At 28.6% G+C, this 12,620-nt stretch carries 17 protein-coding genes and 1 tRNA gene; 5 read left to right on the top strand and 13 right to left on the bottom strand.

Features of this window, described 5'->3' with window-relative positions:
* Nucleotides 1-78: 78 nt before the first annotated feature.
* Both nhaC and FYJ27_RS01960 read right to left on the bottom strand, forming a co-directional pair.
* Entirely contained in the window at nucleotides 79-1,518 is a 1,440-nt protein-coding gene (gene nhaC, locus FYJ27_RS01965; RefSeq protein ID WP_154482339.1) for a Na+/H+ antiporter NhaC, read from the bottom strand.
* Nucleotides 1,519-1,790: 272 nt separating this feature from the next.
* On the bottom strand, nucleotides 1,791-2,435 hold the full coding sequence (locus FYJ27_RS01960; protein ID WP_154482336.1) for an SGNH/GDSL hydrolase family protein: 645 nt from the start codon (nucleotides 2,433-2,435) through the stop codon (nucleotides 1,791-1,793).
* Nucleotides 2,436-2,584: 149 nt separating this feature from the next.
* Between FYJ27_RS01960 and FYJ27_RS01955 the strand changes: the two genes are divergently transcribed.
* The gene (locus tag FYJ27_RS01955; protein ID WP_154482333.1) at nucleotides 2,585-2,839 is read left to right on the top strand and encodes a hypothetical protein; all 255 of its coding nucleotides are present in this window, start codon (nucleotides 2,585-2,587) and stop codon (nucleotides 2,837-2,839) included.
* Nucleotides 2,840-2,936: 97 nt separating this feature from the next.
* Complete coding sequence (locus tag FYJ27_RS01950; RefSeq protein ID WP_154482330.1) at nucleotides 2,937-3,779, top strand: sigma-70 family RNA polymerase sigma factor; 843 nt, start codon at nucleotides 2,937-2,939, stop codon at nucleotides 3,777-3,779.
* A gap of 13 nt (nucleotides 3,780-3,792) precedes the next feature.
* On the opposite strand, the gene FYJ27_RS01945 is transcribed toward FYJ27_RS01950, so the two are convergent.
* The 9 genes from FYJ27_RS01945 to FYJ27_RS01905 form a co-directional block, all read right to left on the bottom strand.
* Complete coding sequence (locus FYJ27_RS01945) at nucleotides 3,793-5,037, bottom strand: M48 family metallopeptidase (RefSeq protein ID WP_154482327.1); 1,245 nt, start codon at nucleotides 5,035-5,037, stop codon at nucleotides 3,793-3,795.
* Nucleotides 5,038-5,181: 144 nt separating this feature from the next.
* Nucleotides 5,182-5,976, bottom strand: coding sequence for a hypothetical protein (locus FYJ27_RS01940; RefSeq protein ID WP_154482324.1), 795 nt, complete (start codon nucleotides 5,974-5,976; stop codon nucleotides 5,182-5,184).
* A gap of 10 nt (nucleotides 5,977-5,986) precedes the next feature.
* The gene (locus tag FYJ27_RS01935; RefSeq protein WP_154482321.1) at nucleotides 5,987-6,685 is read right to left on the bottom strand and encodes an ABC transporter ATP-binding protein; all 699 of its coding nucleotides are present in this window, start codon (nucleotides 6,683-6,685) and stop codon (nucleotides 5,987-5,989) included.
* 3 nt (nucleotides 6,686-6,688) lie between these two features.
* On the bottom strand, nucleotides 6,689-7,051 hold the full coding sequence (locus FYJ27_RS01930) for a GntR family transcriptional regulator (RefSeq protein WP_154482318.1): 363 nt from the start codon (nucleotides 7,049-7,051) through the stop codon (nucleotides 6,689-6,691).
* Between the two features lie 134 nt (nucleotides 7,052-7,185).
* Nucleotides 7,186-8,412 (bottom strand): ABC transporter permease, encoded by a 1,227-nt coding sequence (locus FYJ27_RS01925; protein ID WP_154482315.1) that lies wholly within the window; start codon nucleotides 8,410-8,412, stop codon nucleotides 7,186-7,188.
* Nucleotides 8,409-9,098 carry an ABC transporter ATP-binding protein gene (locus FYJ27_RS01920; RefSeq protein ID WP_229775439.1) on the bottom strand — a complete coding sequence of 230 codons (690 nt, stop codon included), beginning with the start codon at nucleotides 9,096-9,098 and terminating at the stop codon, nucleotides 8,409-8,411. The genes FYJ27_RS01925 and FYJ27_RS01920 overlap by 4 nt, the downstream gene beginning before the upstream one ends.
* Nucleotides 9,091-10,191, bottom strand: coding sequence for an efflux RND transporter periplasmic adaptor subunit (locus tag FYJ27_RS01915; protein ID WP_154482309.1), 1,101 nt, complete (start codon nucleotides 10,189-10,191; stop codon nucleotides 9,091-9,093). The genes FYJ27_RS01920 and FYJ27_RS01915 overlap by 8 nt, the downstream gene beginning before the upstream one ends.
* An 11-nt stretch (nucleotides 10,192-10,202) precedes the next feature.
* Nucleotides 10,203-10,709 (bottom strand): hypothetical protein, encoded by a 507-nt coding sequence (locus tag FYJ27_RS01910; protein ID WP_154482306.1) that lies wholly within the window; start codon nucleotides 10,707-10,709, stop codon nucleotides 10,203-10,205.
* Nucleotides 10,710-10,921: 212 nt separating this feature from the next.
* Nucleotides 10,922-11,095, bottom strand: a complete 174-nt coding sequence (locus tag FYJ27_RS01905) for a hypothetical protein (protein WP_154482303.1) — start codon at nucleotides 11,093-11,095, stop codon at nucleotides 10,922-10,924.
* A gap of 146 nt (nucleotides 11,096-11,241) precedes the next feature.
* On the opposite strand from FYJ27_RS01905, the gene FYJ27_RS12860 reads away from it, so the two are divergent.
* The 3 genes from FYJ27_RS12860 to FYJ27_RS01895 all read left to right on the top strand — a co-directional run bounded on the left by FYJ27_RS12860 (nucleotide 11,242) and on the right by FYJ27_RS01895 (nucleotide 12,131).
* Entirely contained in the window at nucleotides 11,242-11,367 is a 126-nt protein-coding gene (locus FYJ27_RS12860) for a hypothetical protein (RefSeq protein ID WP_264291925.1), read from the top strand.
* 229 nt (nucleotides 11,368-11,596) lie between these two features.
* On the top strand, nucleotides 11,597-11,794 hold the full coding sequence (locus FYJ27_RS01900; protein WP_195839057.1) for a heavy-metal-associated domain-containing protein: 198 nt from the start codon (nucleotides 11,597-11,599) through the stop codon (nucleotides 11,792-11,794).
* 127 nt (nucleotides 11,795-11,921) lie between these two features.
* Nucleotides 11,922-12,131, top strand: a complete 210-nt coding sequence (locus FYJ27_RS01895) for a hypothetical protein (protein ID WP_154482297.1) — start codon at nucleotides 11,922-11,924, stop codon at nucleotides 12,129-12,131.
* 41 nt (nucleotides 12,132-12,172) lie between these two features.
* Here the strand turns inward: FYJ27_RS01895 and FYJ27_RS01890 are convergent.
* Together FYJ27_RS01890 and FYJ27_RS01885 are read right to left on the bottom strand one after the other, a co-directional pair.
* Nucleotides 12,173-12,241 (bottom strand) — tRNA-Arg (locus FYJ27_RS01890).
* Nucleotides 12,242-12,371: 130 nt separating this feature from the next.
* Entirely contained in the window at nucleotides 12,372-12,608 is a 237-nt protein-coding gene (locus FYJ27_RS01885) for a hypothetical protein (protein ID WP_154482294.1), read from the bottom strand.
* Between the last annotated feature and the right edge of the window lie 12 nt (nucleotides 12,609-12,620).

The following is a 12,620-nucleotide window of genomic DNA, read 5'->3' as shown; positions in this document are numbered from 1 at the left end:
TAGTATATGTTAATTCTACCTTTTATTTAGCTATAATTCAAGAAAACCTCTAAGTAAATTTACTTAGAGGTTTCTATGTTAAACCAATTCGCCTGCTTCTGCTTTTTCCTGCTCTTCTTCAGTCATACGAGCTGCAACTAGGCTTGTGCCACTTAACAAAATTACTAAAATAGGAGTAAAATAATTGAAGAAAGCCCATCTTCCATATTGAAAAGTACTAACTCCTAATATTGTAGTCATAAAAACTCCACATGTATTCCAAGGTACAAGGGCTGAAGTCAATGTTCCTCCAGATTCTAATGCATTAGATAAGGTCTTTGGATGCAATCCCTTATCCCTATAAGCGTTGGCATACATTCTACCAGGTACTACAACAGATATGTATTGCTCTGGCATAGTTATATTACTAACTAAACAAGTAAGTATGGTCATAGTTATAAGACCTGTAACACTCTTTATTCCCTTAAGCAATTTATTAACTATAACTTCTAATTGTCCTGTCTTTTCCATTATTCCACCAAACATCATAGCTAATATTGTAAGAGATATAGAATCCATCATATTAGATAAACCACCTGCAGTAAGAAGGCTATCTATGGCTTCTACACCAGTTTCACTTATATATCCTGCAAAGCCAGCATCTAATAATTGGCCTAAATTTGCGCCTTGAAATATGAAAGCTTCAATAGCCCCTAAAATTATACCTATAGTTATTCCAGGAATAGCTGGCATCTTAAACGCTATACTAACTATTACAGCTATTGGTGGAATTAGTAAAAACGGTGAAATTTTAAAACTAGCAGCGAGTCCTTGTTGTATTGCATCTATAGCTGATGTATCTGCATTAACACCTCTGAAACGCATACCTATGATTAAATATAATACTAAAGCAATTATATAAGAAATTAGAGTAGTAGGAAGCATAAATTTAACATGAGTAAATACATCGGTTCCTGCCATTGCTGGTGCAAGATTTGTAGTATCTGAAAGTGGTGAAAGTTTATCGCCAAAATAAGCTCCTGATAATATGGCCCCTGCAGCTATAGGTGCTGGTATGCCTAATCCCTTTGCTATACCCATAAGCGCAATACCTATAGTCCCTGCTGTACCCCAACTAGTTCCAGTAGCTAAAGAAGTAATGGAACATATTATAGTGGTTGCTACTAAAAATATAGTAGGATTTAAAATATTAAGTCCATAATAGATCATAGTAGGAACCACTCCTGCTAAAAGCCATACACCTATTAGCATACCAATAATCGCTAAAATAATTATTGCTTGTAGCGCTTGATATATACCATCAAGCATTCCTTTTTCAATATCCTCCCAACTATAACCTATTTTAAGTGAAATAATAGCTGCAAAAATAGTACCTAAAAACATAGGAATATGAGGCTCAGTTTCAAATTTTGCTATACCTACTGCCATAACTAAAACAAGAAATACAAGGGATAAAATTGCCTCATACAAATAGGGTTGTCTTACCTCTCCTTTAGTTCTACCATTGCCATCATCCATAAAAAATCCACTCCTTTTATTTTTTTATTTTACTACAAAAAATAAAACATAAAAAGTAAAATTTTTTCACGTCCCCGTTTTAAAGGATAACGTTTTCATGTTACTTATAGAATATTCTACAATTTTTTAAATATTCCTTGCTATTTAATAAAGTTCTAATATTCTCAATATTTTGAATGGTATGAATAATACATCCTAATAGTTCACTTTACTACATTTTACTACAAGAAAATACTGTTTTTATTTTTTTATTTTTTTAGAAAATTAAATATTTAAAATATATGATCTCTTATATATTTTGCTACCGCTTTTCCTAATATTTTATGGCTTTCTGGATCTAAATGCATTCCATCTATTTCACTGGTTTTGATTAATTTTGATGAATCCAATAAATGACATTGACCACTAAGTAATCTATTAAACTCCTTAGAAAATTGTTTACTCTTTTCTATTGCTTTTTCAAATTCAGGAATAAGATATTCAGCCTCTCTTACTTCTGCTGGAATTAATATTGGTGGTGGTATTATAACAAGTATTTCAGGTGAAACCATATTTGGACCTGTTTCACTTTTTTTAATAATATTTATCAACATCTCTATACTCTGAGCTATTTCATAAGAGTTAACAGAAAATCTACTTTTTAAATCATTACTTCCTAAAAATAATATTACTAAATCTATAGGTTTATGAGTATGCAAACAAGGTGATAGATATGTTTTTCCATTCCTATATTCACCTCTTACTGGATCATTCCATACAGTAGTCCTTCCATTCAAACCTTCTGGTATTATTTCATAACCATTACCTAATTCATTTTCTAATACACTAGTCCATCTTATATCTTTTGGATATCTACCTGTACCATCAGGATTATAGCCCCAAGTATTTGAATCTCCATAACAAAGTATAGTCTTCATTTTCATTCCTCCCAAATCTTTTCTACTTCTTTTTTATAATTATATCATTAAAAGTTATTTTTTTATTAATACTATAGAATGATTAATATATTTAAAATCGGAACATAATAATTTAAAAGGATTTTAATATAAAAAGGAAGGAGAATAAAATGGAAAACCCTAGATCTATTAGTGAAATGATAAATCAAACTAAAAGAATAGAAGAAAACAACTCTAATAATATGGAACATCTAACAAGTATGGAAATACTCTTAACTTCTAATGATTATGCCAGAAGTAAAGATGAAAATCTTTCAAAGACCTTTTATAAGTTACAGGAGAAGGTGGAAGATATAAATACTCTAACAAAAAAACTGCTATCTGACTTAGAAGATAAAACCGACGATCATGAGAGTATTCACTAAATAATAACCAATCCTTTTTAAATTTTCAATATTATTGAAAATTTAAAAAGGATTTTATTGTTATTTGAAGAATATGCTATAGTAGTAGGTGATAAATATGAAAAGTATATCTGCTTATTCTAAAAAAAATTTTAAAGAAGGCAAAAACAATACGCCTTCAAATAGGGAATTACTAATTTCCTATAAGGTTCATAAAAATATGAATGCAAGAGATGAACTTATTCTAAACAATATGGGCCTAGTATACATGGTTGCTAAAAAAAGAATGAATATACCATCATCATTTGTATTTGAGGATCTAGTCCAAGAAGGAACTATAGGGATGATGAAAGGCATAGAAAAATTTGACATAAACAGAAGTACTAGTTTCTCCACCTACATATATTATTGGATAATTCAGCAAATCGACAGAGCCCTAATAAACAATGGCCATTTGATACGTCTTCCTGCCTATATATGGGAAAAAATAAACAAACTAAATTCTATAGAAAATTCATTTGACTATTTAGATACAGATTTAGATACTCTATGTTCCGAAATAAAAATAACTGAAGATGAATACAACGAAATCAATTATTACAGAAAAAAACATTATAGTTTCACTTCTTTAAATACTCTAATAACCATAGATAACGATACTTCATATATAGAACTTCAAGATCTAATTCCTGATAATAATTATAGCTTAGAAGAGACCATAGTTTTTAAAGATTTGGAAGAAAATTTAGATAAAATATTATCTACACTTTCCTCTAGGGAAAGAGAAATTTTAGAACTTAGATTTGGTTTAAAAGATAATAAGCCTAATACTTTACAGGAAATAGGAGATAAATATAATTTAACCAGGGAAAGAATTAGACAAATCGAATCAAAAGCCTTAAAAAAAATAAGAAAAACAAATTATAAAACTTCTATTAAAGAATATTTAAGCTATCCATAATATTATGGATAGCTTAAGGTATTTTATCCTCATATTCATAGTCTAATGCAAACTTAACCCTTTCTTCACAAGGAGGATGGCTATAATACCATATCTTATATATATCACTAGGTCTAGGCAATGATAAACTTCCTTCATGAAGTTTAATAAGAGAAGAAGCAGTAGCCTCTTTATTTCTTGCTAACTCTAATTCAAATTTATCCGCTTCCCATTCTAAGTGTCTTGAGTATCCACTAATAACAGGTGAAGCAATAAAAGTATAAAAATTTAGAACAAATATTAATAATGGTAGTGAAGCAATGCTATATAGATTTTTAAATCCAAAATATCTATATGAACCTTTAAGTGTCCAATTACAAGTTTTATCTACTAAGAATAATATTATAGTAGTAAATAATCCTCCTAATACTATACCTTTCCAAATATGTCCCTTTACATAATGACCTATCTCATGGGCTGTAATACCGACTACCTCATCCCTATCTAAATTATTTATTGTAGTATCCCATAGAACTATTCTTTTAGATTTCCCTACTCCTGTCATATAGGCATTCATTTCTTTTGTGTCTGTACTTTTATCCACTTGATAAATCTTTGCCTCTTCTATACCTGCTTTTTTAAGTAAATTTTTTATATCTCTTTCTAATTCTTTATCTTCAATAGAAGTGTATTCATTGAAAATAGGATCTATATACATAGGAGTAATAAAGCTTGCAAATAGATAAATTGGTACAGAAATAATTCCTAAATATAACCACCATCTACTAGGACTCTTATATATAAGGTAGAATGGAAACCATCCTATTAATAATACTATAATTAAATTTAATCCAAATCCTTTAAGCACAACTTCTAACCATCTTATAATTGATTGATTAGAAAGTCCAAATCTGTGCTTTATAACAAAACTTCCATAATAAGATATAGGTAAAGTTATTAAAAAATCTATTACTAAATAAAAACATAAGTAAATAGATGCCTCAAGGAAAAAACTATTGGTTTTCGATTGGGCAAACAACCTTATTCTATTTGATAGACCTGTTAATAAAAATAAAAATGGAATTAAAAAAGAAATTATGAGGTTGATAGCCCATATTTTTAAGCCAATTTTTCTATAAGAAAAAGCTTCTTCTTTTGTATCTGGATATTCTTCTTTTATATTTTCCATATTTTTATTTTCACTTATAAAGACCAACCCAATAAATATAATTAAAATTAAAAAAAACAATGTGAAAAACAGTTTAACTTTTCTTTCCAAATTATCACCTCTTTAAAATATTATACCATCCCTAATATAATATTCTATGCTTCCCTATTGTTTAAATACTATTAGTTTTTCATAATCTGCCTTTTAACATTAAAAAACAAGCCATACCAAAATTATTTTGATATGGCTTGTTACCTATAAATCTATCTTCTTTTCAATTATATGACCAGTTCCTAAAAATAATATTATTCCTGTGATTATATTAGTAATGAATCCTGCTATATTTATATAAAAATAGTCTTCAGTAGAAAACATTAAAGAAGCATTATCAATTTCAATTTGAAATAATGCTGAAATATTTGAATTAACAATACTCCAGTCCTTTAAATTTATATAATAAGGAGATATAGTTACTATTTTCATTTGAATCCATGCTATAAATGCACTTAAAATCAGGAATATAATGAACCACATACCACCAATTTTTCTATTTCTTAAAGTAACCCTACTAAGAGCCATTGAAAAATAAATAAGGATTAAAGTTGAAATTCCACTTATAAGAATCATTATTGCAAAAGATATAATTTCACTACTATTTATCAAAGAAAGTAACTCTTTAAAGTTTATCGTCTCTCCTGATGTCTTTGCCATCATAAAGATATTATAGCTAACTGTTATAGCTCCCAGTATAAGAAACCACATAAAAGCTACAATTAACTTTGCTCCTAATATTTGATTACCTGTCAAAGGCAATGTAAAAGTTAAATAGCCTCTGTCTTCATAAAGCTCTTTTCTAAATGAACCCACTATATATAAGAATGCAGATAAAAATGTTCCAAATATTAGTAAAGAAGCCAATGCAATTATTAGTGAAGATTCGTTCTTTGCCGTATAATTATATAATACTGTAGTAGCAATTAAAACTATAGCTAGTATACCTAAAATAACTTTATAAGTCCCTTTTATTTCATATTTCATGTACTTTCCCATAATACCCCTCCTACTCACTAAATATTTCCTTATAAATTTCATCTATAGATTTGCCTTTTTCTTCTCTTAATTCTTCAGCATTCCCCTTAAGAATTACCTCACCATCTTTTAAAAATGCTACATCATCAAAAAGATTTTCCATATCCCTAACTAAATGAGTAGTTATAATCATTGAACTATTTGAGTCGTAATTTTTAATTATTGCATCAAGAATTTGATCTCTAGCTACTGGATCTACCCCAGCTATTGGCTCATCTAATATATATAATTTAGCTTTACGTGATAAAACTAAAGTTAAGTTTAATTTTTCTGTCATACCTTTAGATAAAGAAGTAATTTTCATATCCTTTCCAAGTTTCATAAAATCCAATAGTTCTTCCCCTCTTTTTAAATCAAAATCAGAATAAAAATCACTATAAAATTTAAAAGCATCCTCTATAGTCATCCAATTATATAGAAAATTTCTATCTGGAAGATAGGACACTATAGATTTTGTATATACTCCTACTTTGTGTCCATCAATAAGTACTTCCCCTTTTGATTGTCTTAACAAACCAGTCAATATCTTTATTAAAGTAGTTTTTCCACTACCATTAGGTCCAAGAATTCCTAATACTTTTCCTTCTTCTATAGTTAAATCTAAATTATCTAAAGCTTTTTTGTTAAAATAGTTTTTAGATAACTTTTTTATTTCAACCAAATTCTCCATTATCTAATCCTCCTTTTTAATCTCATTTAATATTATTTCAATAATCTCATCATCATCAAAATCCAATCCTTTTATCTCTGCAATAAAATTACTTATTACTTCTTTAGCTGTATCTTTCTTTAATTTCATAATTACATCATCATCTTCTGTAACAAAAGTCCCCATTCCTCTCTTTGTAAAAACTAGATCTTCTCTCTCTAATTCTTGATAAGCTCTTTGCACTGTATTTGGATTTACTTTCAGCTTTGAAGAAAGCTCTCTTACAGATGGCAATTTATCACCTCCAGAGATTTCACCAGAGGTAATCCTCCTTTTTAAATAATTAATTATCTGAAGATATATAGGTAAATTATCATTAAATTCCATTTATTCACCCCCATGGTTTTTAAATCTGCCTGTGTATTAATTACATAGTACACTAGTACAATATACTTGTCAATACCCTCTATTAAATATTTACAAAAGCACCCAGTTTTTTTAACCAAGTGCTTTTTAATGTTTTATTTATATATAGCTTTTATAGGATCTAATTTAGAAGCTTTAGAAGCTGGAACTATACCAAATATTAATCCTGTCATTACAGATATAGAAGATGCCCCTAAGAAATTCTTCACAGTCATAACTGGTTTAATAGGCATGAATTCCCCTGCTATAATAGCTATTAAATAACCTAAAATTATACCTAAAAGTCCTCCGATTATCGTTATAAATATAGCTTCTACTAAAAACTGAAGCATTATACTTCTAGGTTTTGCCCCTATAGCTCTCCTAATCCCTATTTCCCTTTTTCTTTCTGTTACAGATACATACATTATATTCATAACCCCTATTCCTCCAACAAGTAGGGATATTCCGGCAGCAAATGCTACAAATAATGTTATACTACCTATAACTTTCTGCATAGAATCTATTATTTCCTGAAGATTAAATTCTTCATATTCTCCTTTTACATCTGGATGAAGTTCATGTAACTTTTCTTTTACTTCATTTATTACCTCATCCTTATCTACTCCCGGCTCTAGAAAAATGCTTATATTTTGAATAGAGTCTTCTGATTTCTTTTTTTCTCTAATTGCTTTTTCAGGAACAATAGATACATCATCTTGCATTTGGTCCATATTACCTAATGATATCTCAAAATTCTCCATATTGATCTCCCGTCCTATTCCTACAACTTCAAATAATTCCCCTTTCATCTTAACAGCTTTTCCTAAGGCTTTCTCTGGTTCTTTAAAAAGTTCTTCTGCTACTCTATAAGATAAAAATATAACCCTTTTATTAGATTTTCCTTCAATAGAATTTATATTTCTTCCAAAGGAAACCTTCCTATCTTTATCTTTTTCTTCATGTTTTTTAAATTCCGTAGAAGTATGTCTATTAAAATAGGAGATTTCTTCGAAATCATTAAACGCAAATATTTGTTCTTCATCATTTTCTTTAACTTTTTGTACACCTGATACTTTTTTTATTTCATTTATATCAGATTTTTCAAAAGGTCTTACAGTTACATCATCTGATTCAAAGCCAGCGTTATAATTTATTGTTATTTTGTTTAGGTTTGATTTTTCAATAGAACTTGTAGCTTCCTTTTTTACGCCTTCTCCTATTGCTAGTATAGCTGATACAGAAGCAATACCGATTATTATACCTATCATCGTTAAAAATATCCTTAGTTTATAAGCTCTCATACTATACCAAGCTGTTCTCAGTAGGTTATAAAATTTCATATAGTTGCCTCCTCTGAAAACTCTCCATCTTTTAAATACACATCCCTTTTAGTATATCTTTTTAAATCTTTATCATGGGTTACCATAATTATAGTCTTTCCATCATCATTAAGTTTTTTTATTAATTCCATTATGTCATCACTTGTTTCAGAATCTAAAGCTCCTGTTGGCTCATCTGCAAGTATTAAATAAGGGTCTGTAACCAATGCTCTAGCAATAGCTATTCTTTGTTGTTGACCTCCAGACAGTTCAAAAGGTTTGTTATTCCTCTTTTCAAGCAATCCTACTTGTTCAAGTCTTTCTTCTATCTTCTTTCTTCTATCCTCCTTAGTCTCTCCAGATCTATATAATAGGGGCATTTCTATATTCTGATATACAGTTAATGATTCTATTAAATGGAATTGTTGAAATATAAAACCCATATTCTTATTTCTAAATTCAGATTTCCTGTTTTCATTGAAATTAGATATATTTTCTCCTCTAAAAGTATATTCTCCTTCATTGAACTTGTCCAAAAGTCCCAATATATTTAACAAAGTAGTTTTACCGCTACCTGATTTACCCATTATAGAAATAAATTCTCCCTCTTCTATATTCAGATTAATCCCCTTTAGAACCGGAAAATCTCCAGCTTTTGTAGTATATTTTTTCTTTATATTTTTTAATTCTATAAGAGGACTACTCAACTTCATCCCCCTCCTTCAAGTCTTCAGTTACATCAGCTACTAACTCATCATTTTCCTTAAGTCCCTTTGTCACCAAAACATTTCCATCTTCCTTCTTGCCAGTTTCAATCTCATGTTTTTTAAGAATATTGTCTTTTATTAAAAATACAAATGTCTTATTATTCTCTTTAAAAATAGCTGTATCTGGTATCATAATACTATTTTTCCCATAAGGTATTTTAACTTGAACATGGAAGCCTTGTATTAACCCTTCTTGATTATCTATTGAAAATTTAATTGGATACTCTGAAAATGTACTTTCATTTCCTCCACCAAAAGCTTCTGCCATCCCTTCTCCACTCATTCCTTCTGAAGACGGTCTTTGAGATATACTTTCTATTTTACCTGTTTTCTTCCTTTCGTTAGCAACTAAAGTCATTTCAACACTCATGCCTTCTTTTAATTTAAACAGATCCACTTCATTTATAGTTCCAGTAGCTACAAAATCATGGCTTTGTACTATTATTCTATCCCCTTGAAGGCCTTCCCCTAACGATACCTTTTCAACACTCACTATGCCATCTAAATTTGAATATTCAATAGTATATTCTTTATTTTTAAGATTTGAAATCTCCCTTTCTACTTTTTTAATCTGTGAATCATAATCCGTCATTTGACTGGCAAAATTTGATTCTAATATTTGAGATTCTTCTCCCTCAATAGCAGTTGTTTCAGGCTGATTTCTTATTGCTTCTTCTTTCTTTTTTGAATCCTTTAACTCTTCCAATTGATTCTTAAGTTCAGATATTTGCTCCGTTATCTCTTCTCTTCTATAAGTTATTAGGGGAGCACCTTTTTTAACTTCTGATCCGTCTTCTATATGGATTTTTTCAATTTTTCCCTTTGAAGGATCTGTTGAAAGAACTTGCTCCGTCCTTGGTGATATAATTCCATTTACGAATACATTGTCCCTAGATGGAACTACATATCTTTCAATATTCTTTTCTTTTATTTCTTCTTTTTTATTCTTTCTTCCAAAAAATATAGCTGTAATTGCCAATGCTAAAATAGCAATTCCTATAATTATTAAAGCTATTTTCTTTTTCCTACTCATTTTAAGCCTCCTTAAAATAAAAATACAACTGAATACAATATAATATTTGGTACAGTTCTAATTTCTGAATCCTCTTCCTTATCTAATAAAAGTAGATTAAGTCCCACTGCGATTAATATCTTTATTAATCCTAATAGAATAAATCTCACCCATACTGTAGCTGGTAAATAATCAGTCAATAATAATATTATCATTGAAAATATGTATAATACCGTCATATTGGCAAAATATATACCACTAAATCTCTCCAGTATTTTAGGGTTGTCCACATTTATCTTATTAAATATCCATTTACATATCTTATATGTTAAAAATATAAATAATGCCGTTGAAATAATAGCTGTTATTACAACAAATACAGTACCGCCCTTTCCAACTGCCTCTAATTCTTTTTGTTCTCCTGGCATATTTTCAAGACCATTATTTAAAGCATGAATTGCATTATATATCTTATAAGCAAGGTATATAATTATAGTTACTATGAAAGCTTTTTTTGAATTTTTTTCAAAACTTTTCATTTGAATCCTCCTCTTTAGTGTATTAATTATACAATACACCCATACTCTAATATTGTCAATTCATTCTAATTAATATAGTTAAAAATAATGCACCAAATAACTTTAATTTATATTATCTATATAAATAGCTCCTGCATATTTTTCAGTAAATACACAGGAACTCTTCAAATATGTACCTTATTTAGTTTTAGAAGTATATATTTTCATCAAAATTAGTCACTTCTTTCTTCATAAGTTACTGTTGCATAGAAAATATTCCCACTATTTTCATATTCGATATCGATTATCTCAAGTATTTCTCCTTCATTTTCCGATATCCAATCATATATTTTTTCTTTAAGATCTGAACCATCTCCATAATCTACTATAGTCATATGTTTCACCATATCACCCCTCAAAAATATATTTATATAAATATATTCTTATAAGAAGAATGGTATACTTACAAAATATTAATTTGTAACACTTTCTCATAAAAAACATATTCTATATTGTAGCATTAAAATATTTATTAAATCCAGGAGGTGTATATATGACGGAAAAAAAAGGTGGCGGATTATTAGGTGGATTGTTTGGTGACGGAGATGAAAATACATTATTATTCTTCTTCCTTCTATTAGTAATTTTATTCACTAGTTCTTTTGATAATAGATATTAGTGAATATAGAACTATCTATTTTTTAAATACTTAAATTAGTAATCTACAAAACAAAATAGTCCATAATATTATGGACTATTTTGAATTAAATTATATATATAATTTAATATATATAAAATACATAAAGTTAGTCTACAGCTCAATAGACTAGCTTTTTTATATGTTAACATATTTTATTAAGGTTATAATAATTTAATTTTTGATAAAACTATTTAATGGAGGTGATATCTTGAAAGTCAAGAAATTTGTATCCCAAAGTTTTGGCAGAGTAGATGAAAATTATATAAAAAATTCTCTCCATTCTATAGAAGGAGTAAAAGCTGTTCGATTAGATGACAGCGCTAATACAATAACAGTAGAATATGATGATTCTAAAGTTTCTCCATCTACTCTTGAAAGTGAATTGAAGAAGAATAATTTTCTATAAACAAAAAGATGACAGGGTATGTACTCTGTCATCTTTTTTATAGAAAATTATTTGCACGCTTTTTAACTAACTACATAATCTAATATTGGAAGTTAATTTACTCTAAATTATCTATGGAGGTGTGCTTATGACTGATGATACTAAAAAAACTGGAATATTGGGTAATATTTTAAGTGATTGTAATGACGATACTTCACTATTATTTTTCTTTTTACTCCTAGTTGTTATCTTCTGTAACTGTGATTATAGGTATGAAGATAGCAATGATTCTCTACTTTTCTTCTTCCTACTTTTAGTAATTTTATTCTGTAATTGCGATAACACTTGTGGTTGTTAGTTTAGGTCGGGGACATTCCCCGACATTTTTTTATATTAAGATGGCACACCCTGAGGGATTCGAACCCCCAACCGACTGATTCGAAGTCAGCATATATATTGAATTTATGTATTTTTATATTTTTATAACCATGTATTTTAAGCCATTTGTTTGTTTTGTCGCTTTTGTTTATATCTATTTATGTCCCCAAATCTTTAAAAATGTCCCCAAAATGTCCCCAGTAAAAAAAGACTAGAAAATCTAGTCTTTTTTATATGTAATAACATTTGGGTATTTTAAGCTAATAATACGATCTATTTCTTCATCAGATAATGTAATACTCTCTACTGATTTTCTTCCAAATGCTTCATACATAACAAATATATTTTTTATTATTTTTTCTTTTATATTAAGATATCCTGATATCTCATCTATATCTAATGGAATTTTATTTTTTATTTTGCTCTTAATAATATTTAATTCTTTTTCTTTTAGCATATAAATCTCCCC

Source organism: Anaerosalibacter bizertensis, from assembly GCF_009696605.1.
GTDB lineage: Bacteria > Bacillota > Clostridia > Tissierellales > Sporanaerobacteraceae > Anaerosalibacter > Anaerosalibacter bizertensis.
Note: the sequence above shows the minus strand (reverse complement) of the source record. Positions and strands in the feature narration are given on the sequence as shown.